Genomic DNA, 23,423 nt, shown 5'->3' with positions numbered 1-23,423 from the left:
GAAGATTAATTAAATTTTTTCAGTTTAAGCTGGTCGATTGCGAGAATGAAGATTAGGAGGGCTATGCTCACCATCGCAAATGCTATCACCTTTTCGACTCCCTGCAAAAATAAACTGGCGACTCCAAGAACTGCGGAGACACTCCAGTAAAATACAGCAATCCTTCGCCTTCCCCACCCAATCTCAAGGAGTTTATGATGAAAATGACCCCAGTCTGCCTTGAATGGTGACTGCTTGTTCTTGAGTCTTCTTAAGATACTATAGACCGCATCTGTAGTTGGAATCGCAAGAATTAAGATGGCCGTTCCGATTTTTCCGAATGAAAGAATTGCTAGAATTCCCAACCAAAGTCCTGCCATACCTCCTCCGCCATATCCTGGCATTATTTTTTGGGGATAAAAATTAAATGGAAGAAACCCAAGATATGCTCCAGCAAAGATAAATGACAAAGTCATAACAGTCTGTGCGCTCACATCATGCGCCACGAACCTCTGAGAGAGTAAACCGAGAAAAATACCTGCAATCGCAACGAAACCAGGGAGCTGCCCGTCTACACCCTTACTCCAGTTAACCATATTTGTAGTCCAGACAGGCAGATTATAGCAAGCAGATCACCGATCACGAGAATACTGTGAGGACCAATTAGACTAAATGACCAAACTATTGAGTCAAAATGAACGACTCCCCCGAATGGATTTGAAAGATAGGGAATTCCAAGTCCTGCTGCGACCACAATAGCCGCAACGAGAAAATTACCCACGAATCGTGAATACGGTGAACTGTCGATATAGTCATCGTACAGACCGATAAGCACATGAATTAAGCTTGCAATCATGATACCCACAACAATCTTATCAAGGTCGAGAAAGACGAACGCACTACAAAGGAACGCTAAAAATATCGGGACTCCGCCTGCGCGTGGAATGATTCCGGTATGCGTATGTGCTGGGTGCTTACGAGTTTTTGAGTCGGTGACGAGTCTGAGTTTTTTTGCGAGCCAGATAGTCGGAATGGTAAAGCAGTAAGAAAATGATGCTGAAAGTATGAGCGCCAAAACCGGTGCCATTATGAGACAAGCGTAACAATTTTTATAAAAATCATAGTGAAGATACCGATGAGTAGTAGATTGGCATAATGAATAATTTTATACGCAAAGTCGGACTGAGAAAATAACTTTCGGGTAATTGTATTGTTTAGGATGTAGAGTCCATTCATACATACCGGAATAATCAGAATGAGCCACCATACCGCAAGCTGCATTTCACCTCCGGGTTTGGAGTAAAAGAGTGGTAGTGCTGGAGGAAGTGTTCGGAAGCCCAAAGCTAATGTAAGGAGCATTGCTACGTTTGCAGCGATTAACAAATATGTCATATCGGGTAGACCTTATTTAGAGGAAAACGCTTACATAAGGACTCTACTTGCTTTTTTATTTCCTTGAGCTCTGGTGTTTGGTCAATCAGGGATTTACGAATATCTCGTTTGCGTTCCTGTTCATCGGTGATGTTAAGACGTTTTTTTGTTTTTGCTACAGCAGTAAGAGTTTCGTCGATATATGATGCAATCTTCCTCATTTCTGGTTCCTTCATTCCTCTACTGGTTATCCCTGGTGTCCCAAGACGAATTCCAGAAGGGTAAAATGGGGGATTAGGATCAAATGGTACTCCGTTGTAGTTGAGAATAATTCCGGAGGCCTCACAGGCAAGCGCTGCAGTGTTGCCAAGGATTTTTTTATTTCGACAGTCTACAAGCATCAGGTGGGAGTCGGTACCTCCAGTAACTAATGAAAAGTCATACTTGATTAACTCAGAGGCGAGCACCTTTGCGTTTTTAAGAATCTGTTTAGAGTAGGTAACAAACTTTTTTGAGCTTGCCTCTTTTAAAGTTACGCCAATTCCAGCGATCGTGTTAAGGTGTGGTCCTCCTTGAATCCCAGGAATTATAGCTTTGTCAATTTTAGTCGACATATCCGGATCTTTTTTAAGTCCTTTGTTAGTAACCATGATGAGGGCTCCTCGTGGACCACGAAGCGTCTTGTGAGTGGTAGTCGTCACAACGTGGACGAATGGTACTGGGGAAGGATATACCCCAGTAGCAACTAGTCCCGAGATATGCGACATATCCGCCAAGAGCAATGCTCCGATGCTATCTGCAATTTCTGCAAATTTTTTCCAGTTAAGAATTCGAGCGTATGCCGTTGTGCCAGCGATAATAATGTCTGGTTTAACTTTTTTTGCTTGCTTCTTTAGAGCCTCGTAGTCGATGTAACCATCTGGTCGAACATTGTAATTAACTGCGTTGAAGTAAATACTGCTTGCGTTAAATCTAGCTCCATGAGTGAGGTGGCCTCCTGAGCTTAATGAAAGTCCCATGATGGTTGCCCCAGGTTTCAGAAGAGCGGTATAGACGGCGAAGTTGGCTGGAGAGCCAGACAATGCCTGGACATTTACATGGGCTACTTTAAAAAGTTTCTTGGCTCTTTCTATGACTAATGACTCGAGTTTATCTGCAAATTCCTGACCTTGATAATATCGTCTATTCGGATACCCTTCAGAATACTTATTTCCAAAAGCGGATCCGACCGCCTCCTCAACCGCATAGGATGCGACGTTTTCAGAAGGGATCATCATGAGCGTTGATTCTTGTCTTTTTTCCTCGCTCTTAATAAGTTGGGCTATTTCTGGATCAATCTTCGGGAGATGTTTCATACGACTATTATACCGCACAACATGAATCGTATATCGTATATCGTATTACGTATGCCGTATGACGTATCTTAATACGAGATGCCAAATACGAGATACCGAATACTAACCTCAGTTCATCGACAAAATGTCGAAGGACAAATTAGTGTGAATAACGTAGGCTTTTTTAGGAAACTGAGGAAGAGTAGAGACCACATGTGATTCTGAAATGAGAACTTTTCCAACGTACTCAGGAATCTCTTGAAAGCTTTTTCGATAAATGTAAACTCTGCTTGGCTCGAAGTAATACTGGACGGTGTGATAGTCAAGTTCGCTCTCCACATAGATCACATCATCGCGAGACATAACCTTTTGAAGTTTGTTGACTAGCGCTCGGACATCGCCTTTTGCTCGCTCGGTGATCTGAATTGAATTGTACTGCAAGAGAAAAATGATTATCAATGTGTAGACGAGCACTCTTACCGAAGGTTTAATCTGTTCCAGAGAATGAATAATGAGAAGAGAAATTCCAGTTGCAGAATAAATAAAGTAGCGTGGTAAAAATATAGGTTTCATGGCCGAGATAACGAGCGATATTAATGCTGGAACTAAGGTCCAAAGTAGTAAGAAGGCAGACTTGCCTTGGTCCCTTTTACTTCTCAAGGTATTTTTTAATGAAATGAATATAGCGCCGTAGGCTATGATAGTAAGACCTACTAAAGGCGTTGAGTACTTCTGAAACGACTCCTCAAAACCCGTAAGAATTATTCCAGGAGTTAATCTAATGAGAGATATGGTTGGACTGAGTATCCAAAAAGAACTGTCTGAAGAACCGTGAAAAACTAAGGTAAAGACTACCCATGGCACAAATAAAAAACCTATCCAAACGAAATGAATAATAAGTTGTTTACTATTCTTAAGTAGTCGCACATAAATGAACTGAGAAATCAAAGCCAGTGCGGTGAAATAGTGAGTATAAAGTCCAAGCACCGAAGATATGATATGCATTTTTTTCTTTCCTGTAAGTAAGGAGTACCACGACAGAGTCACAAAAAATGCGGACATACTGTACATGCGGGCTTCATATCCGTAGTAAATAAGAAATGGGTTTATCGCCACAAGGAAAAGATATGCAAAACGCCATTTGGTTTTGATCTTGAGAACGTCAATCAGGAGATGGTCTACGATATAGATCGTAGCATAGAAAAAAACTAAGGACAGTGATCGTAGTGATATCTCTGAACTACCAAAGATACGCATCCAGAAGTTGAGTAACACATAATAAAATGGAGGGCTAAAATCTTTTGCGGTTGTAAGAAGTATCTGCCAGAGATTTTGATGAGCCATCAAGTAACTGAATGCCTCATCCCGCCAGAAACTTTGGGTTAGAAAGATGAGAGGTGTTTTGGTTAGTAGGAAATCCATATAATTAATTTCTAATTATTCTAATTGCTCTGATTACTCTAAACAATTCCAATTTACCCAAGTTTTTACAAGTAATTGATATTTAGAGTTTAGTACTTTTTAGGTCGATTAGAAATTAGGTTAATTCGGTTATTTTTTTAAACCTTTTCTGTCACTTTATAGTCGAGTTTCTTTCCAAATATCATTCGAGTATGCGCATCCAAGGCGGGAAGTGAAGAAAGCACAAATGAAACAATTGGTAGTAGATACCACTGAATAATCATAAACGGTAGTGATGATGCCGATGTGTGTTGATTCAATTTTTTTCTCAACTTGATGTCTAGGTAGGTATAGACCAATAGGAATGAGGTTGAGAGAGTGAGTACAAAGCTTGAAAACTGAGGCAGTAAAAATCCAAGAACCGTTCGCTTGAATACGGGGTTAATCAGAGGAGGAATGAGCGCGCTTACTGTCAGAATAAAAAATGAGGTGGGCCATAGTAGATGGGTTTCGACAAGGTATAGTACTTTTCTGACCTTTGTCATGGTTGGGATCGAAACATCTTTAAAACTGTTTGTGAGAGCATACCCAATATCACTCACTCCCCATGCCCATCTTTTTTCCTGTTCATATCTATTCACCAAGGTTTTAAAAACTCCTCCCGAATAAACAGCATCAGCATTAATGATCGTGAAGAGCGGTAGAGTTTTCACGCGTTCTCCAAACTTAAAAAAAGCCTGGAAGTAAATGTGCCAGTCTTCAGGAATGATGTCAGTATCCCAGTAATCAAGTTCTTTTAACATCCAGAGACTCGTTGAGTAGGTAGAGATCTGAATAAGTTTTTTTCCTTGAGATAAAAATGCAAGTCGAAAGATCGATGACAAAGTTGCCTGCATTCGCATAAAGAATGGAAGTTGCCAAAAGTTGTTGTAAAGAAGTACTGGAGCCCAGTAGAAGTGGTAGAGGTTCTCGGTATCTTTAAGAAACTCGTACGTTAGATACGAAAAGTAATTTTTTGGAAACATACTGTCAGCGTCTGCAATAGTAATTATGGTGTCTCGGAGTGAAATTCCTTCGTCATTACAGTGCTTCTCAACCTGTCTGCACGAATATGATTGATTACTTGCTTTTCCGGCTGCTTCTCCCGGGAGTAATTCATGATAAGTCTGGAGTATGCTCGAGAAAGATTTTTTATGCTTTGCGATAAGTGCTTGAGCCTTAGATTTAGCTTCCGCTTCACGTGACTCAAATGCAAGAACAATGGAAGGCTTCCTGTGAGGATAGTCCATCTTTGCTAGTAATGTCAGCGACTCATCGAGTTTGTGTAGTTGCTCCTTGTAGTTCGGGATAACGATAAAATGATGAATGTTTTTTGCTTTTTCGATTTTCTTAAGTTTAGAACTATATGAGATCTTTTGATGGAATCCTATGGTTTTGTAGGAAAGCACAGCATAGTAGACCGTAGCCGCAGATTTATAAAAAAAGTAGATGTTGAAAGAAAGAATAAAATAGGCAACAATTGCTGGGTGAAAGGGTGAGAGCCAAACCGGTAAGGTAATGAGAAGCCAAGCCAAAATAGGAACGATGACATGGAATAAGCGGTTGAAAAAGCGCGACTGAGCAATCCGATCAGACATGAAGATATTATATCCTAATCTTTGTTTAAAACTTAATGAATCGCTCGTCTTATTTTGAGCGATGTTCTTGAGCAATTCTTCAGACAATCTCGAATAGTTCTTGTCGTTGAATTTCATCCAATTGCTACCCTGGAATCTGACTCAGCTCCAATCACTGCCGGAAGCTTGCTGATCGGCTCAAGTCTTGATACTACCGGAAGCGCGGATCATCTTGAACTGGCGAAGTTACAAGCAGGACCTTTTTTAGGCTTCAAGTTCTCAGCTTCCATGTATCATCTGCCTCAAGTATTTTCCTTGGCTTTTTGTACAGTTTCTTCCGGTTTGGTCAACGGTAATTTTTTGTTGTCTGAAGGTAGTAGAAGGTTAAAGGCATCGCTTGGTTTTTGTTTCTGTGCCCTTTGTCTGTCGCTGCTGTCCTAAATATATCGAAAGTTGTAGACTGTTCTTTAGTTTTTCTTTATGTGTCTTGCCAGTCTTGCATAATCTACTATCTCAATACCATTTTAGATGTGCTGTCAGAGTCGATCTATTTTTCAATTAATGAAGATATCGTCACCTGGGCCAACCTTAATCTTGAATGCTTTCTCCAGATCAAGAATATTAAGCATTTTAGTGTAGAAAAGTTTGTAGTAATTTAATAGCATTTTCTTTCCCGCTTCTTTTGAATTGCGTTCGCTAATACTTAGATATAAAGCCCACGGAATCAAGACTCATCAAGAGTTCTAGAAGACATTCCCTTTTTTAATGTTTTGTTGTTCATATATTCTGTATAAAATTGTAATGTAATGTAGACCAAGGTTTAAGAGACGCTTAGCTCAGCAGATTATTGAATTTTAATACATATTGAATATTTATGTTTGAGCGGACACATTTGATAAGTGTCAATCTCGTTGAATAGAGCATGGTTTGTTGGTCTAATTTTTCGCCCCAGAAGGAGCTGATCCCTTGCTAGGCGACTTATTTATATCAAAAATACTTGTTGATTTTTCATCCTTTTGGGTCTCGAAAATTTTGCATAGGATTGTTTTCATACGAGACTCACCAGATAAATGAGTGAAAACTTTGCGTAGCCGCTTCTCCCTCACCGTTATGTTGCTTGAGCTGCCGTGAAGTAAAGTCTCTCGCAATGGCTCTTGTCAATTCCCACACTAGAAAAGCCTTCTCTCTTCCCCTGCAGATGGAAGTCGCTTCCAGATAGGAAGCTTGTTTCCTTTATCAGCTCCCATAGGAACAGGAATTGTCTCTTTTCTTTCACGAGTTGAAAACGGTCTCTGCGTTAGATTAATTAGGAACACGACTGGAAACTCAAGACCCTTTGCAGAATGAATGGTGAAGGAATTTTGACAGCACATCGTAAAGTTCCTTATCTAGATCAACGGCGATTTGATTCTCCCAGCTCCATACTCATTTTGATAAAGTCCACTGCATATATAGTTTGCGTCTTCATGAGTGATTTCGTAACTTTTCAGCTTATCGAAATAACTTAGAGATGTTGAGTGCGACTCGTTCATCTTTTTCAGTTTGTATTGGCGATTTTGAAGATATCCAGAGTCTCCTAAAAGTAGTAAGAATTGCCGCAGTATCCTTTTACCGATTCAGGTGCTATCTGCGAATAATGTATATATATATGGATTGTTTTTGTGTCGATCTAATGCTTTGGCAGATACTTTATGTTAGTTATTATTTCGCTTGATTCAGGGTTACAATTATCTCGATTGCCTCAAACAAAGTAAAGGGACGAGCGTCGGCCAAAGGTTAGGAGAAGTAGAGATGTCCTTACTATTTATGTCAGAACAACTCCATCTCGGAAGCACTCTATAAAGGAGAGCTGAGTCGTCTAAATTTGCCAGAACATTTGAGATAGGCAGTAAGGTCCCTTGACCTCTGGTTGTTTGAACAAGCTCCCGTGGACCCAAAAATTGATAATGGAATGCACCTTTCTCTGAGACAGTCTCGTGTAACTTTACCTCAGCGTGATTATTTGCTGAACAAGAATTGCCAATATCCAGTACTTATATTTTTATTCAGAGCTTTGATCTCTTTGTAACCTATGGTCAGCCTCATCCTCGCACGATCGGAGACCAAGGTGCGTAATATCGTATAACGTATTCCGTATTTCATTGATACTTTTCATACCGCAATCAATTCTTTAGAGATTCGAAGCTTTGCCTCGAGAGTGTCTCAGGTCGTTATGTTTGATGAGCTTATAAGCTCTATCAAGAATGAGTCTGAGTTGAGCGTAATTATTTCTCAGTGTTATCTGCTTTGCGCCTTTATAGTCCTTCATGAATGCAAGAATGTTCGAAACAGAGGCGCCACGAAATTTATAGATAGCCTGTGAGTCGTCGCCGACCACCGTTAAGTTAGGTTTCTTGTTTGGCGTTGCGAGAAGTTTAATTAGCGAATACTGTGCGATATTTGTATCCTGGAACTCGTCTACCAAAATATGTTCATACTGTTTTTGAAAGCGTTTGAGTACGTGGGGCCGCTTTCGAAAAAGCTCTAGCGTATAGTAAATAAGATCGGCATAGTCGAAGACATTTTCTCTTTGTTTGATTGTCTGAAAAGTGTCAAAGGCAGTTGCAAGCTCAAGATTTTTTTCACGCTCTTCTTTTGTCATTTTTTCCTTATTCTTTCCCCCAGAGGGGGATCGCCCTTTGGGCGACTTTGCCCATGCTAGGTACTGAGCTGGCGAAATATCCTCATCTCGGAGTCTCGAGAAATGTTGAAGAAGAGCATCGAGAAATTTATTGGGATTTCCTAAAGGACGAAAGTACTTAAGTTTGAATAAAAAAAGATTCTCTCGCAGAAACATAACGGTCTCTGCTTCTGAAAGTAGTCTGTATAGAGGCGAAATTCCGATGTGAGAACTTTCACTTCGAAGTACCTGATCGCAAAATGAGTGAAACGTAGATATATTTAGCTGAAAGTAACCAAAGGGGAGTCGTTGATCGATACGTTCCTCCATTTCGTTTGAGGCTTTCTCGGTGAAGGTTAGTCCAAGAATATTTTCCGGTTTTACTTTCTTCTTCTCAATTAGAAAGGCTATCTTCTCTATTATAGTTGTAGTTTTCCCCGTGCCTGCACCGGCGATTATAAGTAGTGGTCCCTTAATGTTTTGAACCGCTTTTTTCTGATCGGCGTTAAGCATGGTGTCATTGTATCAGATGAAAAAAGACTCAAATACCACTTGATTTTTGAGTAGCTGGGAAGTATTATAGAAGGTAACTGCTTTTGCAGAGATTTCGCCTAAAAGGCGATCACCCTCTGGGTGATTTTTCGACATTGGTCGGTTTTATTATTATTTTTTATACTATTTAACTAATATGGCAGAAGGTGTTTTTCAAAGAAACAAACCTCATTTGAACATTGGTACTATTGGTCACGTTGATCATGGTAAGACCACAACCACATCAGCAATTCACTTCGTCCTTTCGAAAAAAGGTCTTGCAAAGGCGATGAAGTATGAAGAGATTGATAAAGCTCCAGAGGAAAAAGCTCGTGGAGTTACAATTAACATTCATCACTCTGAGTATGAGACCTTAAAGCGTCACTATGCACACATAGATGCTCCAGGTCATGCTGATTATATTAAGAACATGATCACAGGTGCCGCTCAGATGGACGGTGCAATTTTAGTTGTATCTGCTCCTGACGGTCCAATGCCTCAGACACGAGAGCATATTCTTCTTGCAAAACAGGTAAACGTTCCTGCAATTGTCGTTTACTTAAATAAGTGCGACATGGTTCAGGATAAAGAAATTCTCGAACTCGTCGAGATGGAAGTCCGAGACCTTTTGAAGAAGTACGGATATCCAGGTGATGAAGTACCTGTTATTAAGGGATCATCTGTTAAAGCTCTTGAAGGAGATGCTGATGCAACCAAGGCCATTGAAGACCTTATGCAGGCAGTGGATGACTATGTTCCTGATCCAGTACGAGACATCGATAAGCCATTCTTAATGCCTGTCGAAGACGTCTTTACCATCATGGGTCGCGGAACAGTCGTAACCGGACGTGTAGAGAGAGGTGTTTTGAAGGTCAATGAAGAGGTGGAGATTGTCGGACTTTCCAAGAGTGGAAAGAAGACTGTTGTAACCGGAATCGAGATGTTCAGAAAGTCTCTTGATGAGGCACGAGCAGGTGACAACACAGGCTTACTTCTTAGAGGTATTGAGAAGACCGACGTCCAAAGAGGGCAGGTCATCGCAAAACCAGGAACAGTTACTCCTCACACTGAGTTTGAGGCTGAGATCTACGTTCTTACAAAAGAAGAAGGTGGACGACACAGCCCATTCTTTAAGGGTTATCGACCTCAGTTCTACATCAGAACAACTGATGTAACGGGAGAAGTCACCCTACCAGAAGGAGTAGAGATGGTTATGCCTGGAGACAGCATCAAGATCTCAGCAAAGCTGATCTACCCAGTCGCTATGGAAGATGGTCTTAAGTTCGCTATTCGCGAAGGTGGCCACACAGTCGGCGCTGGAGTCGTAACTAAAGTCACCAAGTAATCAGACGTCAGCAGTCAGTTGTCAGCAATCTGACCACTGAAATCCGACAACTGAGAGCTAAGTTCGCACATTTATATTATGCCCAAAGGACGTATTCGTATCAAACTAAAGTCTTATGATCATCGATTAATCGATGACACCTGTCAGAAGATAGTGGACACCGCTATCAAGACGGGTGCCTCGATTATTGGTCCGATACCTCTTCCAACGAAGAAGGAGGTATTCGTGGTCAATAAGTCGCCATTTATTGATAAGGATGCTCGTGAACACTTTGGGATGCAGACTCATAAGCGAATTCTTGATATCGAAGGTCCCACTAATCAAACCATTGATTCTCTCATGCATCTTGAACTTCCAGCCGGCGTAGGAAGAGGTGAGTTGAGGTGAAGATGTATACTCATTCTTGATCGCTTAGAGTTGAATTACATCCGAGCGTGCTATATAATTACGTTAATGACTATTCGTAGTGTCAGGACTGGTATTCAGTAATACTCCACAGATTGGTTCCACGGGATGGGCCTCAGTCTGGGGTCTTTTTTTATTAACTAAAGCACAATTATGTCAGGATATATTCTTGGCGAGAAAGCTCACCAATCTCAACAATTCACCTCTGATGGTGTTCGTGTTCCAACAACAACCATTAAGTCCGCTTCATGCTACTGCATTGGTCTGACAGATACCTCAATTAAGCTAGGCTTCGGTCGTGGTAAAAACGTCAAAAAACCACAGGTCGGAGAACTTAAAAAGGCGGGGATAGAGACCCCGCTTCGTTTTTTTAGAGAAATCAAGCTGAACAAATTGAAAGACGCTTCAATCGCTGATGAAAATGGTAAAAAAACCTTAACTCTCGGAGAATTCAAAATAGTTGTAGGAGATCAGATCAAGCCAAACGCAATCTTTAAAGAAGGAGAGCTTGTGACTGTTACCGGAATCTCAAAAGGTAAAGGATTTCAGGGCGTAGTTAAAAGGCATGGTTTTGCCGGAGGTCCGAAGACTCATGGTCAGTCAGATAGATGGAGAGCTCCTGGATCAATCGGACAGACCACTACTCCTGGACGAGTTGATAAAGGAAAAAGAATGGCTGGGAGAATGGGAAATGACCGAGTCAGTGTAAAGGGATTAATGGTGATGGGAGTTTCCGATGACCAAATAATTGTGAAAGGTCTGATTCCCGGAGCGAGAACTGCATTAATTAGTATTGTTTCAAACTCATAACTATGGCAACTATAGAAAAGACAAAAACAGCGACAACCAATTCAGCAAAAACCGCAGTGGCTAAAAAAACAACTGCGCCAAAGCCAGCATCATCTAGTCTGACTCTTGGCCTCATCGATAAGTTGGGAAAAGAGGTGGGATCGATGCAACTTCCTAAAGAGTTGTTTGGTGGTAAGGTAAATGACGCACTGATGCAGCAGTACGTGCACATCTATCTTACAAATCAACGTCAAGGGACGGTCTCCACAAAGACTAGAAGTGAGGTTAGAGGATCAACAAGAAAAATTTATCGACAGAAAGGAACCGGACGGGCAAGACATGGAGCGAAGAAGGCTCCTATTTTTGTTGGAGGAGGCATAACCTTTGGACCAAAACCAAGAATCTTCGCTCTTTCAATGAATAAGAAGCAGAAAAAGCTTGCCTTAGTAAGCGCACTTTCTTACTCTCTCAAGGAGAAAAAGATAAGTGGAGTTCTGGATACTGTTCTTGGAATGGAACCGAAGACCAAGAACTTTGCAAAGTTTCTTAAAGATTCAGGTTTAGCAGACAAAGGAGTTCTCTTTATTATGCCGGGAGAAAAAACTCAGGCATTTATGAGGGCCTCTCGAAACATTCAGTCTGCGTCCTCAATTGAGGCAAAGTCGCTCAATGCATACGAAATATTACGCGCTAGAAAGATCGTACTTTTCGAGTCGACAATAAAGACATTAGTTGATCATTTCTATCCACCCGTTCAGCAAGTTCAGGGTAAAAAAACAACATGAAACAAACCCTAATTCAGCCACTTATTACCGAAAAATCAACGCAGTTAACCAAATCAAAGGTTTATACGTTTGTTGTTGATTCTTACGCAAATAAGCACGCAGTAAAGCAAACAGTAGAATTGGTCTATGGAGTTAAGGTTTCTGCAGTTCGAGTCTCTGTCCGAAAAGGAAAAGAGCAACGAGTAGGAAAAAAAATGCAAACATTGAAGAAGCCAGATTACAAAATCGCATTAGTAACCTTAAAAGAAGGTGAAATTGATATATTTCCAAAAGCGTAATTTATATGAAACCAGCGAAACATCTAATAGAAATTCTTAAGAAGCACTCAGGAAGAGACGCGACCGGGTCGATCTCGGTACGTCATCAGGGTGGTAGACATAAACGTTACTATCGTATTATTGATTTTAAGAGAGATAAATTTGATGTTGTTGGTACTGTATTGACAGTAGAGTACGATCCAAATAGAAATTCCAGAATTAGTCTTGTTGAGTACGCGGACGGTGAAAAAAGATACATACTTCAACCTAAAGATCTTAAGGTTGGAGATAAGGTTATTTCATCAGATAATCCAGAAATGATGACTGGAAACGCCGCGCCTTTAAGGAACATCCCAATTGGTACCGGAGTCCACAATATCGAGCTTCGACCTGGACAGGGTGGAAAGATGGTGCGTGGTGCAGGAGGAACAGCAATCGTTGTTGCTAAGGATGAGAGCTACGCACAGATAAAGTTACCTTCCGGTTCAATCAGACTGTTTTTGCTGGACTGTAGAGCAACAGTAGGAATGGTAGGAAACATTGAGCATAAAGATGAGCTCATTGGAACAGCTGGAAGAAAGAGAAGAATGGGTATTAGACCAACGGTCCGAGGAGTTGCTCAAGATCCAAGAAGCCATCCACATGGTGGAGGAGAAGGTAAGTCTGGAGAAGGTATGCATCCAAAGACGCCTTGGGGTAAGTCAGCAAGAGGAACGAGAACTCGTCCAAAGGTTAAGTGGAGTAACCGTTATATTGTTAAAAGAAGAAGTATATAAACACATATGAGTGATTTTAAGGTCTATATAAAAAACGTTAAGATTTCACCAAAAAAATTGAGATTTTTAGTGAGTAACGTGAAGAAGCAGAGCCCAGTACAGGCTGTTCATACACTTATGTATACACAAAAAAAGGGCGCAACTTTCTTAAGAAAAGCAATTAGTTCAGCCCTTTCCAATGCTAAGAACACTATGAATATTGATTCAGGTTTGTTACAATTTAAGTCTGTCGCAATTGAGGAAGGACTTCGACTTAAGAGATTTAGAGCTGGCTCGAAAGGAATGGCCAAGCCTTTTAGGCATGAATATTCTCATATTAAGTTGGTTTTAACCACAGGAGATAATACTGACAAGTCAATAAAGTCCGTAAAGTCTATAAAGTCGGAGACAGAGCCCGTGGAGACTGAAGTAAAAAAGACGGAGCTAAAAGAAGTTAAAAGTACAAAGTTAAAAGTTAAAAATGCAACCAAAGAACCAAAAGCAGAAAAATAATTTTGAATTTTTCACTTTGAATTTTTAATTTAATACATGGGACAAAAAGTTAATCCAAAAGGTTTACGAACAGGGGTTATTTATAACTGGGATTCCAGATGGTTTTTTAGTAAAAGGAAACAGTTTAAAGACACCCTCATCTCTGACATAAAAATTAGAGAAACTATTTATGAGAAGTTTACTTTTGCTTCAGTTACCAGCGTCATTATTGAAAGAGCGATCAATAAAATTACTGTCATTATATATGCGGTCAAACCAGGAATGATAATCGGTCGTGGAGGTAAGGGACTTGAGGATGTAAAAAAGGTAATAATGCAGTACTTAAACGAATCTAAAACTAAGAAAAATAAGGAAACGAAAGTAGATCTAAGAATTGAACCGGTAAAGAAACCTTATCTTAGTTCTCGATATGTTGCGCAGACAATTGCAGAAAAATTAGTGAAAAACTTTCCTCATAGGGGTGTGGTTCACAACACGATGAGTAGAGTTATGGAGTCGGGAGCAAAGGGAATTAAGATTCAGTTAGGTGGAAGAATTCAGGGAGCCGAAATTTCTAGACGAGAGAAGTACTTCTTGGGAACCGTTCCCACCTCTACAATTCGAGAAGACGTTGACTTTATAGCATACCCAGCATTGACAAAATCAGGTTATATCGGAGTTAAGGTTTGGATCTGTAAATAACTATGTTAGCCCCAAAACGACAAAAATATCGAAAGCAGTTTAGAGGAACGTGGAGAAGAATCGCCGTCAAGGGTGGAGATCTTAACTTTGGTTCAACTGGTTTAAAGTCAATCGAGGCAGCGTGGATCAAAGATCGAGAGATAGAGTCTTGTAGAGTTGTATTGGCACGGGCAACACGAAAAGCAGGAAAATTTTGGGTTCGGATTTTTCCTGATAAGCCATTTACGAAAAAACCCCCAGAGGTAACGATGGGATCTGGAAAAGGAGACGTCTCACATTTTGTTGCATCCGTTACGCCGGGAAGAATGCTGTTTGAAATAGATGGGTTACCTGAAACAGAGGCTCGAGAAGTTTTTAGAGTTGTGTCATCAAAACTTTCAGTAAATACAAAGTTTATTGCAAAAGAATAATCCGCACATCAAGTTCAGGATAAAATATATGAAAAAAGAAGTTACAAAAATTACACAAAAGACGGAAATAGAGCTTCATAAAGAGCTAGCTCAGTTGCGTAAAGAAATTATTAAATCAGAACTTGAGAGCAAAATGGCTCCTCAAAAAGACACAAATACAAACATGAAAAAACGAAAACAGATAGCAGTTATTTTAACAGTTTTGAATCAAAAATCCTCCAATAGAGGATCGACCTCAGGTCAAAAATAATTATGGCACAGTCATTTACCGGTACCGTCACCTCAATAAAAATGAATAAAACGATCGTCATCAGGGTAGTAAGCAGAATGAGACACAGGATCTATAAAAAAGTTGTGACAACGCATCGGACATATAAAGCGCATAACGAGATAGCGGATTTGAAATTGGGGGATGTGGTTGAGATTACAGAAACAAGACCAATCTCAAAAACTGTTCATTTTAACGTAACTAAAAAAATATGATTCAACTAAGAACAATGTTGCATGTGGCCGATAACACCGGCGCAAAGTTGGTCCAGATGATCGGGTTACCCCGGAAGGGTAATTTGCTCATTGCCTCTATTGGCGATGTGATTATGGTTGTAATCAAGGCAGCAATTCCTTACGCACAGGTTAAAAAGGGAGAGGTTGTGCCAGCTGTAATTGTCAGAACAAGAAAAGAGAAGAGAAGAAAAGACGGAAGCTATATTAGATTTGACGATAATGCATGTGTGATTTTGGTAGCTAAAGAGACTCCTGATCCAAGAGGAACTCGTATATTTGGCCCGATTGCAAAAGAAATTAAGGATAGAGGTTTTAATAAAATTGCAAGTTTAGCAGAGGAGATTTACTAACCCACCGACGCATAAGTCTTTGGCGGGCAAAAATTAAATATAAAACATATGAAACTACGAAAAGGCGATAAAGTTAGGATAATGGCTGGTAAGGATAAAGGAAAGGATGGGGTCATTGATCGTGTCTATCCAAAACAGGAGAAGATCTTAATCCAAGGAATAAATTTAATTAAAAGACATATTAAAAAAAATCAAGAACTACCAGACGGTGGGATAATAGATATTCCAAAAGCTGTGCAGTCTTCGTCCGTAATGTTGATATGTCCCAAATGCGAGAAAACGACCAGAGTAGGATTTAAATTAGATAAAAGTAAGAAGGTTAGAAGTTGTAAAAAGTGTAAAGCGACATTTAAGTAATTTTTAATTTGAAGTTTTTAATTTTTATTCAATTTTTAATGTTTAATTTTTAAACATTTTAAATTTTATATTGATTTCAAATTTTAAATTTCAAAATTCAAAATAACGATATGGAACTAAAAGATAGATATAACAAAGAACTAAAAAAGAAACTTCAGGAAGATCTGAAGATAGAGAATGTAATGGCTGTTCCAAAGATTACAAAGGTTGTAATTAATGTAGGAGCTGGTGAGGCAGTGCAAAATAAGAATGTTCTTGATAAAATACAAGAGCAAATAGGTTGGATAAGCGGTCAAAAGCCAATTATCACAAAAGCGCGTAAATCAGTTTCTGCCTTTAAGATTAGAAAAGGATTACCAATCGGAGCAAAGGTAACGCTTCGTGGTTTCGCAATGTATGAGTTTTTGCAGAAATTGATTAGTATTGTAATGCCACGAATGAGAGATTTTCGAGGTATTGACGACAGCGTTATTGATTCCTATGGGAATATGAATCTTGGTTTTACAGAGCAAACGCTTTTCCCAGAGATTGAGTTTGATCGAATTGATAAATCGCGAGGTTTACAGGTCACAATAGTTACGACCGCAACGACAAAAGAACAAGGAAAGAAATTATTTGAAGCGTTCGGTATTCCATTTAAGAAATAAATATGGCAAAAACATCATCAGTAGTTAAGTTTTTACATAAGCAGAAGTTCGATGTTCGTCATGTGAGCAGATGTGCATTGTGCGGTAGAGCTCGAGGCTATATGAGACGATTTGGGCTCTGTAGAATATGCTTCAGACAGAGAGCGTTAGCTGGCGAAATTCCAGGAGTTAAAAAAGTTTCTTGGTAAAAATATATGAGTAGATCATCAAAAAAAGGACCATACATCGACGAGAACGTAATGAAGAGAATTGCAACTCAGAAAAATACAGGAGAGAGAACTCCGATAAAGACATGGGCGAGACAGTCTGTAATCGCGCCAGATTTTGTAGGTCACAGAATCGCAATTCATAATGGACGTAAACATATTGAGGTTTTAATCTCAGAGTCGATGATTGGTCACCGTTTGGGTGAGTTCTCATTGACCAGAACATTCAGAAGCCATGGAAAAGTTACAAAGAAAGTGATTTCAGCAACCTAACATATGAACAACGGAATAATTGATTTAGTGATCAGAATAAAATGGATACCTCGCCAAAGAGAGAAATTTCTTCACCACACTCTAAACTAAAGGAGCAAGTGCTTAAAAATTAAAGTCGCTCGATTCATCCAGGACTACAGTGTTGAGACTGTCGGTGTAAAAAGAAATAAATATCGTGCTGAGATACAAGCATGGTGAAGCAGTCTTTACCAATGTGACGATTAGATCAAAACCAGGTCGGCGTTGGTATATAACGGTAAACGATATCAAGCCAGTTATGAGCGGGACAGGATACATGATCATCTCGACCTCAAGAGGATTGATGACCAATGTTGAGGCAAGAAAGTCGAAGTTAGGCGGAAGTTATTATTTGAGATTTGGTAGTTCGATAAACTCACTATAAATAATATGTCAAAAATTGGAGAAAAAATAATTAAAGTAGAACCAGTAGTAACCGTAGATATCAGAGTAGTTCCGTGCTTGTAAAAGGACCAAGGGTGAGCTTAAAATTGAGGTACCAAATACCATTAAAGTGATTCAAGAGAACGGTGTTCTCACAGTAGGACGAACAAAAGATGATAAAAGACCAAGTCATTACACGGGTTGTTTAGAAGTCTGATAGCAAATGCGGTTGAAGGTGTTCAAAACCTTGGGAAAAAAGTTGGAAATCGTTGGAACTGGATTTAATGTTAAGATGGAAGGTCAGAATCTAGCTTTAAAAACTGGGTTTCACATCCAGTTGTCTTTAAGGCGAGACCGGGTGTTACCTTTAGTGTTGAGGTACAAATCTGATCACTATATCAAGCGTCGATAAACAGTTAGCGGGAGAGGTAGCATATTTAGTTAAGTTAACAGAAAACCGGATCCATACAAAGGAAAGGAATTCGATATGCGGGCGGTATCTAAAACTTAAGCCTGGAAAGAAGGCGAAGGCAGCAGGAGCGGCGTAATATTAACAACTAAGAAATGAAAATTAAGAACTAATATATATATTAAACAGAATTCAAAGAAAGGTAAAAGAGTCCGAGCAAAGCTTCAGGCACTGAGGAAAGACCTCGCATAAGCGTTTTCGATCTAATAAATTTTGTATGGCCAAGCAATAGATGATGTGAAGCGTGTTACAATCGCAGCAGCTAAAGGAACAGACCCAAAGGCTATTGGAGTCAGATTGGCTGAGAAACTCAAAAGGCTAAAGGTGCAGAAAGCTTTGTTTGATCGAGGTAGATATCTATATCACGGTCGAGTGAAACAATTTGCAGAAAGTTTGAGGGAGAACGGAGTAGTAATTTAAGAAAAATATGTTTAATAATACAAGAACACCAAATAATAGGAGATACGAGGGCCAAAGGATAAAGAGTTTGAGGAGAGAGTCCTGCTTATCCGAAGAGTGGTTAAAAAGACAACTGGAAGGTAACAAAGTCACTTTCTCCTCACTTGTTGTGATTGGTAATAAAAAGGAAAGGTGGGAGTTGGTCTTGGAAGTTCTGCTGAGGTTCCGCAGCAATTAAAAGGCTATCACGCAGTGCAAAAACATTATTGTTGTTCCTTTGTTAAGTCCTCAATTCCACATGATACTTCTCAAATACAAGGCAGCAAAGGGGTATTGCTAAAGCCCGCTCCACTTGGAACCGGTCTTAAGGTGGGAAGCGTTGCGCGCAATACTAAACTTGCTGGGTAGAGAATCTTCAGGAAAAATAATCCGTTCTAGAAATCAAATAGCGAATACCTATGCAATAATTGAGGCGTTGAAAAAACTGAAACCTCGAATAACGGCAGGAGAAACAAAAACAGTAGTTGAAAAGACCGAGGAAGTTATGTCCACATAAGCGAATCCTCCAGTCAAGGCTGCGGATGTCAAGAAAGTTAAAGGGACTAAGTAATATATATGGCATTTCTATCAAATCTAACCAGCATCGGAAGAAAGAAATCAAAACGATTGGGTCGTGGTTATGGTAGTGGAAAGGAGCAAAATCTACCAGAGGAATCACAAGACACCAGAAAGCGAGAGTCGATACGCCACTTCATTTTGAGGAGGTCAGGGTCGATTGGTCAAAAAATATCCTTTACTTCGTGGAAAAGGTAAAAACAACTCCCACAGAGCGGTTGTGTTCCCAGTTGCTGTAGAAAGTTAGAGAGTTTGCGAGATAATGATGTTGTAACAGTTGCTGGGTTGCTTGAAGACAAAAATAATTACCAAAAGCGATACGGATGCATTATTAAGATTGTTGGCAAGGGTACTCTCCAGCAAAAACTGACAGTAAAATTACCAATTACTCAATCTGCAAAGCGGTAATAGAAAAAGCAGGCGGAACTGTTGAAACTCATGCGTCAAATAACCGATAAACTAAGCTCCTTGTAAAGGACCCTGAACTAAAAAGAAAACTTACTTCACGCTATTCATTTTTTTGTTTTAGAGTCTTTGCTTTACCAGTTCCTTCGAGTCGATCTCATCAAACTTAAGGCACTATTCAGCCAAATCAATTTCTATCTCTTCTTGATATTTTCTCTGGAGGAACACTGGTTAATTTTTCGGTAATGGCTTTGGACTAAACCCTTATATCAACGCATCGATTATTTTCAGTTATTGACTGTGGTAGTACCTCGTTTCGAACAGCTTGCGAAAGGGGTGAATACGGTAGGTTTGAGATAAATCAATATCTCGATTGCTTACTGTTCCATTAACCATTGTTCAGGCGGTGGGTATTTATTTTTACTAAGAAATCAGAACATTATTTCAATCAGCCCTGTGGTTTTCTCATTCATTTTCACACTTGTGGCCGGAACATTTATTCTCGTATGGTTTGGCGAACTCCTGACAGAGTACGGTTTAGGGCAGGGCATATCTCTTCTTATTTTCGCCGGTATAGTGGGACGTGCACCGGTTATATTCCAACAAGTATTAGGTACCGTAACTCCTGAGACGGCTTTAAATCTAGTTATTTTCCTTAGTCTCTCGTTACTCGTTATTGCAGGAGTCGTATTTGTAAACGAAGCGATACGAAAAATTCCGGTATATTATGCTAAGCGCGTAAAAGGCAATAAAATGTACCAGTCTGCAACTAACTTCCTACCTTTAAAGCTTAATCAGGCCGGTGTTATTCCAATAATCTTTGCTGTTTCATTCGTGTTGCTTCCTCAACTTTTGGGAAATTTTCTAGGGCAGGTAAGTAACAAAACGGTAGCGTCAGCAGCACTTGGCCTAGCCCAACTATTTAATCCAGCAGGAGCCGTATATAATCTCGTTTATTTTTTCTTAGTAGTTGGGTTTACATTTTTCTATACTTTGGTTGTGTTTAACCCTCAAAAAATTGCAGAAGAAATTCAAAAAGCCGGGGGTTTTATTCCAGGAATTAGACCCGGATCAGCCACGAGCAACTACCTATCTGGGGTAATTTATAAAATCACTAGTGTTGGAGCATTATTTTTAGGTATAATAGCTATCTTGCCTGCAATCCTTTCATCAATAACTGGGATAACTAGTTTGGTGATCGGAGGAACAGGGATTTTAATAGTTGTGTCAGTAATTTTGGAAACCTTCAAGACGGTTGAGTCACAGATGGTCATGAAAAATTACGATCGATACGCACGTTAATTTTTAATTTATAGTTTTAAATTTTTATTTAGAAATTAAAAATTAAAAATTGATTACAAATTACAAATTAAAAATTTTAAATTAAAGATATATGGCACGAAAAGGATCAAGAGTTTTGGTTGGATTAGTTTGTGAAGTATGTGGTTCACAGAACTACACCACACAAAAAAACAAAGTAAATACAACCGAACCATTAAAGCTGAACAAATACTGTCGAGCATGTCGTAAACGAGCTTCCCATAAGGAAAAAAAGAAGCTTGATTAGTCAAAGGTCCATAAAGTCAAAAGTCTATAATGTCAAAACAAATTTTTGAACAAAAACACTTTAAGGACTTAAAGGACTTTATAAACTTTATAGACAAACAATGAAATTAGTATTGATGGGTATTCAGGGTGCTGGAAAATCCACTCAAGGTAATCTACTAGTCAAGCAACTCGGACTTCCATACCTTTCAACCGGTCACATCTTCCGTAAGATTGCGAAGGAGAAGACGCAGCTTGGAAGATATATCAAGACCGTGATGAATGCCGGAATTCTTATTCCTGATGACAAAACGATTGAGATCGTGAACTCCTACCTATCTCGTAAAGAATACGCAAACGGATATATTCTCGATGGGTTTCCTCGAACACTTGCTCAGGCAAAGAAATTTATCAATCACGTTGATAAGGTAATCTATGTCGATATTCCCGATAAAGACGCCCTATGGAGACTTGCGTATCGTAAAGATGATGATCGAATAGATAACACCATACAAGCGCTCAAAAAAAGAATTGAGTCATTCAAAAAGTTAACGGTACCAGTTTTAGATTACTACCGAAAGAAAGGAAAACTTGCCGACATAGATGGTACTCAAACTGTTGAGGAGGTAAATCAAGAAATTCTTAAGAGTTTAGGAAAACAGCTTATTGAGAATAAATTGAGCGCATGGCAACAGCACAAAAAGGCGATAATCGCCATCGTCGGTCTACCAGGGTCTGGTAAGTCTGAAGCAGCTGCTCACTTTAAGTCTCGAAAAGTTCCGGTTATACATTTTGGTAAAGTGGTAACTGATGAGGTTCAAAAAAGATATCATGCACAGAAAGAGGAATATCATAAGATTGTACGTGAAGAATTGCGCAGAACCCATGGAATGGAAGCAATGGCAAAGTTAAATCTAGACAGCATAAAGAAGGATCTTAAAAAAAATAATATCGTTGTGATCGATGGAATGAGATCTTGGAAAGAATATGAATACCTTACATTAGAACTTAAGAATACCGACATTTACATAATGGCATTATTCGCAGAAAAGAATATACGTTATTCTCGGCTTGGTTCCAGAACTCAAGATAGGCCAGGACATGGAGGTGAGAAGAGAGACATTAATGAACTTTTCGGAACAAATATGGGACCAACTATTGCATTTGCAGACTTCTTAGTCAAAAATAATTTTTCCAAAGAAGAGTTTCAGGATAAACTTGATGAAGTGTACGACACTGTTTACTTCTCATAATCTTCTATCCGTATGATTCACTATAAAACCCCAGATGAGATTAAGACCATGCAACAAGGTGGAGCTATTCTTAAAGAAGTGATGCGGGAGGTAGTGCTGCAGGTCAAGCCAGGAATTACTACCATGGAGATTGATCAGTTAGTTCAAAAAGGTCTTAAAAAAAGAGGAGCGGATATATCCTTTAACAAAGTCGACAACTATAGTTGGGCAACCTGTACCTCGGTAAATGCTCAGATAGTGCACACGCCCCCTTCATCCTATGTTCTGAAGGATGGAGATCTGTTAACAATAGATGCTGGCGCATATTTTGGTGGATTTCACACCGACTATGCAATTTCTTTTATGGTTGGAGATAGCCGCGATGAAACAATTGAGAGGTTTTTACAGGCAGGAAAAGATGCCTTAATCGATGCCATAAAGGCTGTGAAGGTAGGTAATTATATAGGCGATATCTCCAAAGCATTTCAGGACAGAATAGAGTCGGAAGGCTACAGTATCATTAGGCGTCTGACCGGTCATGGCGTGGGTAAAGAGCTTCACGAAGAGCCGTATGTGCCGTGTTTTGTGAGTAAACCGAGGGAACAGACTGTGAAAATTACACCTGGGTTGGTAATAGCCGTGGAGGTAATGTACGCTATGGGGTCAGGAGAGATGATCCAAGAACCCGGAAACGACTGGAGTCTCATTACCAAGGACGGGTCATTATCTGCCCAGTTTGAACATAGTCTAGCTGTTTCAGATAAAAATACGCTCATTTTGACATAATTTGTGCTATAATTTTAGCTTGATGGCAAGTGATTTTATTGTGGTTGAGGGGGAGGTCGTAGAGAACCTACCAAATACACTTTTTCGTGTTAAAATCAAAGACTCCGATAAAATGATCATGTGCTATTTATCTGGGAAAATGCGAAAGCATTATATTAAGATTCTACCCGGAGACAAGGTTCGCATCGAGATCACTCCATATGATCTTGATCGAGGAAGAATTGTATATCGAATATGAAAGTTAGATCATCAATTAAAAAAATGTGTCCAAAATGCCAGCTTGTAAAGCGAAAAGGTAGACTTTATATTATTTGCGCCAACCCAAAGCACAAGCAACGACAAGGATAATATAATTTATATTTCTTAATTCATAAGTTCTATTTAAAACTAAAAATTTAATAT

General features: G+C 39.5%; 35 protein-coding genes. 27 read left to right on the top strand and 8 right to left on the bottom strand.

Translation table 11 applies throughout. The annotated features are described in order from the left end of the window. Positions 1–5: 5 nt before the first annotated feature. From IPH70_03660 to IPH70_03635, 6 genes are all read right to left on the bottom strand, one after another. The gene (locus IPH70_03660) at positions 6–575 is read right to left on the bottom strand and encodes a hypothetical protein (GenBank protein QQR63579.1); all 570 of its coding nucleotides are present in this window, start codon (positions 573–575) and stop codon (positions 6–8) included. After that, on the bottom strand, positions 551–1,066 hold the full coding sequence (locus IPH70_03655; GenBank protein QQR63578.1) for a hypothetical protein: 516 nt from the start codon (positions 1,064–1,066) through the stop codon (positions 551–553). The genes IPH70_03660 and IPH70_03655 overlap by 25 nt, the downstream gene beginning before the upstream one ends. Further along, the gene (locus IPH70_03650; protein ID QQR63577.1) at positions 1,066–1,371 is read right to left on the bottom strand and encodes a hypothetical protein; all 306 of its coding nucleotides are present in this window, start codon (positions 1,369–1,371) and stop codon (positions 1,066–1,068) included. The genes IPH70_03655 and IPH70_03650 overlap by 1 nt, the downstream gene beginning before the upstream one ends. Further along, positions 1,368–2,705, bottom strand: a complete 1,338-nt coding sequence (locus tag IPH70_03645; GenBank protein QQR63576.1) for a serine hydroxymethyltransferase — start codon at positions 2,703–2,705, stop codon at positions 1,368–1,370. Before IPH70_03645 ends, IPH70_03650 begins: the two co-directional genes overlap by 4 nt. A 108-nt stretch (positions 2,706–2,813) precedes the next feature. Further along, positions 2,814–4,106, bottom strand: coding sequence for a hypothetical protein (locus tag IPH70_03640; protein ID QQR63575.1), 1,293 nt, complete (start codon positions 4,104–4,106; stop codon positions 2,814–2,816). A 137-nt stretch (positions 4,107–4,243) separates the two neighbouring features. Continuing rightward, a complete protein-coding gene (locus IPH70_03635; GenBank protein QQR63574.1) occupies positions 4,244–5,722 on the bottom strand; it encodes a glycosyltransferase family 2 protein in 1,479 nt (492 codons plus the stop codon). Positions 5,723–5,776: 54 nt separating this feature from the next. On the opposite strand from IPH70_03635, the gene IPH70_03630 reads away from it, so the two are divergent. Next, positions 5,777–6,142 (top strand): hypothetical protein, encoded by a 366-nt coding sequence (locus IPH70_03630; GenBank protein ID QQR63573.1) that lies wholly within the window; start codon positions 5,777–5,779, stop codon positions 6,140–6,142. A 728-nt stretch (positions 6,143–6,870) separates the two neighbouring features. On the opposite strand, the gene IPH70_03625 is transcribed toward IPH70_03630, so the two are convergent. Then, complete coding sequence (locus IPH70_03625) at positions 6,871–7,074, bottom strand: hypothetical protein (GenBank protein QQR63572.1); 204 nt, start codon at positions 7,072–7,074, stop codon at positions 6,871–6,873. 797 nt (positions 7,075–7,871) lie between these two features. After that, positions 7,872–8,873, bottom strand: a complete 1,002-nt coding sequence (locus tag IPH70_03620) for a UvrD-helicase domain-containing protein (protein QQR63571.1) — start codon at positions 8,871–8,873, stop codon at positions 7,872–7,874. A 175-nt stretch (positions 8,874–9,048) separates the two neighbouring features. Here IPH70_03620 and tuf point away from each other — a divergent pair, with 175 nt between their 5' ends. From tuf to rpmJ, 26 genes are all read left to right on the top strand, one after another. Continuing rightward, positions 9,049–10,236 carry an elongation factor Tu gene (gene tuf, locus IPH70_03615; GenBank protein ID QQR63570.1) on the top strand — a complete coding sequence of 396 codons (1,188 nt, stop codon included), beginning with the start codon at positions 9,049–9,051 and terminating at the stop codon, positions 10,234–10,236. A gap of 78 nt (positions 10,237–10,314) precedes the next feature. Next, a complete protein-coding gene (gene rpsJ, locus IPH70_03610; protein QQR63569.1) occupies positions 10,315–10,623 on the top strand; it encodes a 30S ribosomal protein S10 in 309 nt (102 codons plus the stop codon). 171 nt (positions 10,624–10,794) lie between these two features. Continuing rightward, entirely contained in the window at positions 10,795–11,451 is a 657-nt protein-coding gene (locus IPH70_03605) for a 50S ribosomal protein L3 (GenBank protein QQR63568.1), read from the top strand. Between the two features lie 2 nt (positions 11,452–11,453). Next, a complete protein-coding gene (rplD, locus tag IPH70_03600) occupies positions 11,454–12,215 on the top strand; it encodes a 50S ribosomal protein L4 (protein ID QQR63567.1) in 762 nt (253 codons plus the stop codon). Further along, a complete protein-coding gene (locus tag IPH70_03595) occupies positions 12,212–12,493 on the top strand; it encodes a 50S ribosomal protein L23 (GenBank protein QQR63566.1) in 282 nt (93 codons plus the stop codon). Before rplD ends, IPH70_03595 begins: the two co-directional genes overlap by 4 nt. Positions 12,494–12,498: 5 nt before the next feature. Next, positions 12,499–13,248: a 50S ribosomal protein L2 gene (gene rplB / locus IPH70_03590; protein QQR63565.1), complete on the top strand. Its 750-nt coding sequence runs from the start codon at positions 12,499–12,501 to the stop codon at positions 13,246–13,248. Positions 13,249–13,254: 6 nt separating this feature from the next. Then, the gene (rplV, locus tag IPH70_03585) at positions 13,255–13,740 is read left to right on the top strand and encodes a 50S ribosomal protein L22 (GenBank protein QQR63564.1); all 486 of its coding nucleotides are present in this window, start codon (positions 13,255–13,257) and stop codon (positions 13,738–13,740) included. Between the two features lie 36 nt (positions 13,741–13,776). Then, the gene (rpsC, locus tag IPH70_03580) at positions 13,777–14,421 is read left to right on the top strand and encodes a 30S ribosomal protein S3 (GenBank protein ID QQR63563.1); all 645 of its coding nucleotides are present in this window, start codon (positions 13,777–13,779) and stop codon (positions 14,419–14,421) included. 2 nt (positions 14,422–14,423) lie between these two features. Continuing rightward, positions 14,424–14,831 carry a 50S ribosomal protein L16 gene (rplP, locus tag IPH70_03575; protein ID QQR63562.1) on the top strand — a complete coding sequence of 136 codons (408 nt, stop codon included), beginning with the start codon at positions 14,424–14,426 and terminating at the stop codon, positions 14,829–14,831. A 28-nt stretch (positions 14,832–14,859) separates the two neighbouring features. Next, positions 14,860–15,081, top strand: a complete 222-nt coding sequence (locus IPH70_03570) for a 50S ribosomal protein L29 (GenBank protein ID QQR63561.1) — start codon at positions 14,860–14,862, stop codon at positions 15,079–15,081. A gap of 2 nt (positions 15,082–15,083) precedes the next feature. Next, positions 15,084–15,314: a 30S ribosomal protein S17 gene (rpsQ, locus tag IPH70_03565; GenBank protein ID QQR63560.1), complete on the top strand. Its 231-nt coding sequence runs from the start codon at positions 15,084–15,086 to the stop codon at positions 15,312–15,314. Further along, entirely contained in the window at positions 15,311–15,685 is a 375-nt protein-coding gene (gene rplN / locus IPH70_03560; GenBank protein QQR63559.1) for a 50S ribosomal protein L14, read from the top strand. Before rpsQ ends, rplN begins: the two co-directional genes overlap by 4 nt. Positions 15,686–15,733: 48 nt before the next feature. Further along, positions 15,734–16,042 carry a 50S ribosomal protein L24 gene (locus IPH70_03555; protein QQR63558.1) on the top strand — a complete coding sequence of 103 codons (309 nt, stop codon included), beginning with the start codon at positions 15,734–15,736 and terminating at the stop codon, positions 16,040–16,042. Between the two features lie 110 nt (positions 16,043–16,152). Beyond that, a complete protein-coding gene (rplE, locus tag IPH70_03550) occupies positions 16,153–16,689 on the top strand; it encodes a 50S ribosomal protein L5 (protein QQR63557.1) in 537 nt (178 codons plus the stop codon). Positions 16,690–16,691: 2 nt separating this feature from the next. Continuing rightward, complete coding sequence (locus tag IPH70_03545; GenBank protein ID QQR63556.1) at positions 16,692–16,877, top strand: type Z 30S ribosomal protein S14; 186 nt, start codon at positions 16,692–16,694, stop codon at positions 16,875–16,877. Positions 16,878–16,883: 6 nt separating this feature from the next. Then, a complete protein-coding gene (gene rpsS, locus IPH70_03540) occupies positions 16,884–17,168 on the top strand; it encodes a 30S ribosomal protein S19 (protein ID QQR63555.1) in 285 nt (94 codons plus the stop codon). 175 nt (positions 17,169–17,343) lie between these two features. After that, on the top strand, positions 17,344–17,571 hold the full coding sequence (gene rpsH, locus IPH70_03535) for a 30S ribosomal protein S8 (protein ID QQR63554.1): 228 nt from the start codon (positions 17,344–17,346) through the stop codon (positions 17,569–17,571). 705 nt (positions 17,572–18,276) lie between these two features. Beyond that, a complete protein-coding gene (locus IPH70_03530; GenBank protein QQR63553.1) occupies positions 18,277–18,459 on the top strand; it encodes a hypothetical protein in 183 nt (60 codons plus the stop codon). 171 nt (positions 18,460–18,630) lie between these two features. After that, positions 18,631–18,846, top strand: coding sequence for a hypothetical protein (locus tag IPH70_03525; protein ID QQR63552.1), 216 nt, complete (start codon positions 18,631–18,633; stop codon positions 18,844–18,846). Between the two features lie 207 nt (positions 18,847–19,053). Then, positions 19,054–19,251: a hypothetical protein gene (locus IPH70_03520; GenBank protein QQR63551.1), complete on the top strand. Its 198-nt coding sequence runs from the start codon at positions 19,054–19,056 to the stop codon at positions 19,249–19,251. 663 nt (positions 19,252–19,914) lie between these two features. Then, positions 19,915–20,760, top strand: coding sequence for a preprotein translocase subunit SecY (locus IPH70_03515; GenBank protein QQR63550.1), 846 nt, complete (start codon positions 19,915–19,917; stop codon positions 20,758–20,760). 91 nt (positions 20,761–20,851) lie between these two features. Then, a complete protein-coding gene (gene rpmG, locus IPH70_03510) occupies positions 20,852–21,025 on the top strand; it encodes a 50S ribosomal protein L33 (protein ID QQR63549.1) in 174 nt (57 codons plus the stop codon). Between the two features lie 100 nt (positions 21,026–21,125). Further along, positions 21,126–22,256: a nucleoside monophosphate kinase gene (locus IPH70_03505; protein QQR63548.1), complete on the top strand. Its 1,131-nt coding sequence runs from the start codon at positions 21,126–21,128 to the stop codon at positions 22,254–22,256. 12 nt (positions 22,257–22,268) lie between these two features. Further along, the gene (map, locus tag IPH70_03500) at positions 22,269–23,021 is read left to right on the top strand and encodes a type I methionyl aminopeptidase (GenBank protein QQR63547.1); all 753 of its coding nucleotides are present in this window, start codon (positions 22,269–22,271) and stop codon (positions 23,019–23,021) included. 19 nt (positions 23,022–23,040) lie between these two features. Next, a complete protein-coding gene (gene infA / locus IPH70_03495) occupies positions 23,041–23,259 on the top strand; it encodes a translation initiation factor IF-1 (GenBank protein QQR64423.1) in 219 nt (72 codons plus the stop codon). Then, complete coding sequence (rpmJ, locus tag IPH70_03490; GenBank protein ID QQR63546.1) at positions 23,256–23,369, top strand: 50S ribosomal protein L36; 114 nt, start codon at positions 23,256–23,258, stop codon at positions 23,367–23,369. Before infA ends, rpmJ begins: the two co-directional genes overlap by 4 nt. The last annotated feature ends 54 nt before the right edge of the window (positions 23,370–23,423 follow it).

The organism is Candidatus Roizmanbacteria bacterium, from assembly GCA_016699265.1.
Taxonomy (GTDB): Bacteria; Patescibacteriota; Microgenomatia; order UBA1406; family GWC2-37-13; genus CAZLQR01.
Note: the sequence above shows the minus strand (reverse complement) of the source record. Positions and strands in the feature narration are given on the sequence as shown.

Coding starts and splice junctions, on each gene's coding strand:
- IPH70_03660 (QQR63579.1), bottom strand. CDS start 575: ATGGTTAACTGGAGTAAGGGTGTAGACGGGCAGCTCCCTGGTTTCGTT.
- IPH70_03655 (QQR63578.1), bottom strand. CDS start 1,066: ATGGCACCGGTTTTGGCGCTCATACTTTCAGCATCATTTTCTTACTGC.
- IPH70_03650 (QQR63577.1), bottom strand. CDS start 1,371: ATGACATATTTGTTAATCGCTGCAAACGTAGCAATGCTCCTTACATTA.
- IPH70_03645 (QQR63576.1), bottom strand. CDS start 2,705: ATGAAACATCTCCCGAAGATTGATCCAGAAATAGCCCAACTTATTAAG.
- IPH70_03640 (QQR63575.1), bottom strand. CDS start 4,106: ATGGATTTCCTACTAACCAAAACACCTCTCATCTTTCTAACCCAAAGT.
- IPH70_03635 (QQR63574.1), bottom strand. CDS start 5,722: ATGTCTGATCGGATTGCTCAGTCGCGCTTTTTCAACCGCTTATTCCAT.
- IPH70_03625 (QQR63572.1), bottom strand. CDS start 7,074: ATGTGCTGTCAAAATTCCTTCACCATTCATTCTGCAAAGGGTCTTGAG.
- IPH70_03620 (QQR63571.1), bottom strand. CDS start 8,873: ATGCTTAACGCCGATCAGAAAAAAGCGGTTCAAAACATTAAGGGACCA.
- tuf (QQR63570.1), top strand. CDS start 9,049: ATGGCAGAAGGTGTTTTTCAAAGAAACAAACCTCATTTGAACATTGGT.
- rpsJ (QQR63569.1), top strand. CDS start 10,315: ATGCCCAAAGGACGTATTCGTATCAAACTAAAGTCTTATGATCATCGA.
- IPH70_03605 (QQR63568.1), top strand. CDS start 10,795: ATGTCAGGATATATTCTTGGCGAGAAAGCTCACCAATCTCAACAATTC.
- rplD (QQR63567.1), top strand. CDS start 11,454: ATGGCAACTATAGAAAAGACAAAAACAGCGACAACCAATTCAGCAAAA.
- IPH70_03595 (QQR63566.1), top strand. CDS start 12,212: ATGAAACAAACCCTAATTCAGCCACTTATTACCGAAAAATCAACGCAG.
- rplB (QQR63565.1), top strand. CDS start 12,499: ATGAAACCAGCGAAACATCTAATAGAAATTCTTAAGAAGCACTCAGGA.
- rplV (QQR63564.1), top strand. CDS start 13,255: ATGAGTGATTTTAAGGTCTATATAAAAAACGTTAAGATTTCACCAAAA.
- rpsC (QQR63563.1), top strand. CDS start 13,777: ATGGGACAAAAAGTTAATCCAAAAGGTTTACGAACAGGGGTTATTTAT.
- rplP (QQR63562.1), top strand. CDS start 14,424: ATGTTAGCCCCAAAACGACAAAAATATCGAAAGCAGTTTAGAGGAACG.
- IPH70_03570 (QQR63561.1), top strand. CDS start 14,860: ATGAAAAAAGAAGTTACAAAAATTACACAAAAGACGGAAATAGAGCTT.
- rpsQ (QQR63560.1), top strand. CDS start 15,084: ATGGCACAGTCATTTACCGGTACCGTCACCTCAATAAAAATGAATAAA.
- rplN (QQR63559.1), top strand. CDS start 15,311: ATGATTCAACTAAGAACAATGTTGCATGTGGCCGATAACACCGGCGCA.
- IPH70_03555 (QQR63558.1), top strand. CDS start 15,734: ATGAAACTACGAAAAGGCGATAAAGTTAGGATAATGGCTGGTAAGGAT.
- rplE (QQR63557.1), top strand. CDS start 16,153: ATGGAACTAAAAGATAGATATAACAAAGAACTAAAAAAGAAACTTCAG.
- IPH70_03545 (QQR63556.1), top strand. CDS start 16,692: ATGGCAAAAACATCATCAGTAGTTAAGTTTTTACATAAGCAGAAGTTC.
- rpsS (QQR63555.1), top strand. CDS start 16,884: ATGAGTAGATCATCAAAAAAAGGACCATACATCGACGAGAACGTAATG.
- IPH70_03520 (QQR63551.1), top strand. CDS start 19,054: ATGGCATTTCTATCAAATCTAACCAGCATCGGAAGAAAGAAATCAAAA.
- rpmG (QQR63549.1), top strand. CDS start 20,852: ATGGCACGAAAAGGATCAAGAGTTTTGGTTGGATTAGTTTGTGAAGTA.
- IPH70_03505 (QQR63548.1), top strand. CDS start 21,126: ATGAAATTAGTATTGATGGGTATTCAGGGTGCTGGAAAATCCACTCAA.
- map (QQR63547.1), top strand. CDS start 22,269: ATGATTCACTATAAAACCCCAGATGAGATTAAGACCATGCAACAAGGT.
- rpmJ (QQR63546.1), top strand. CDS start 23,256: ATGAAAGTTAGATCATCAATTAAAAAAATGTGTCCAAAATGCCAGCTT.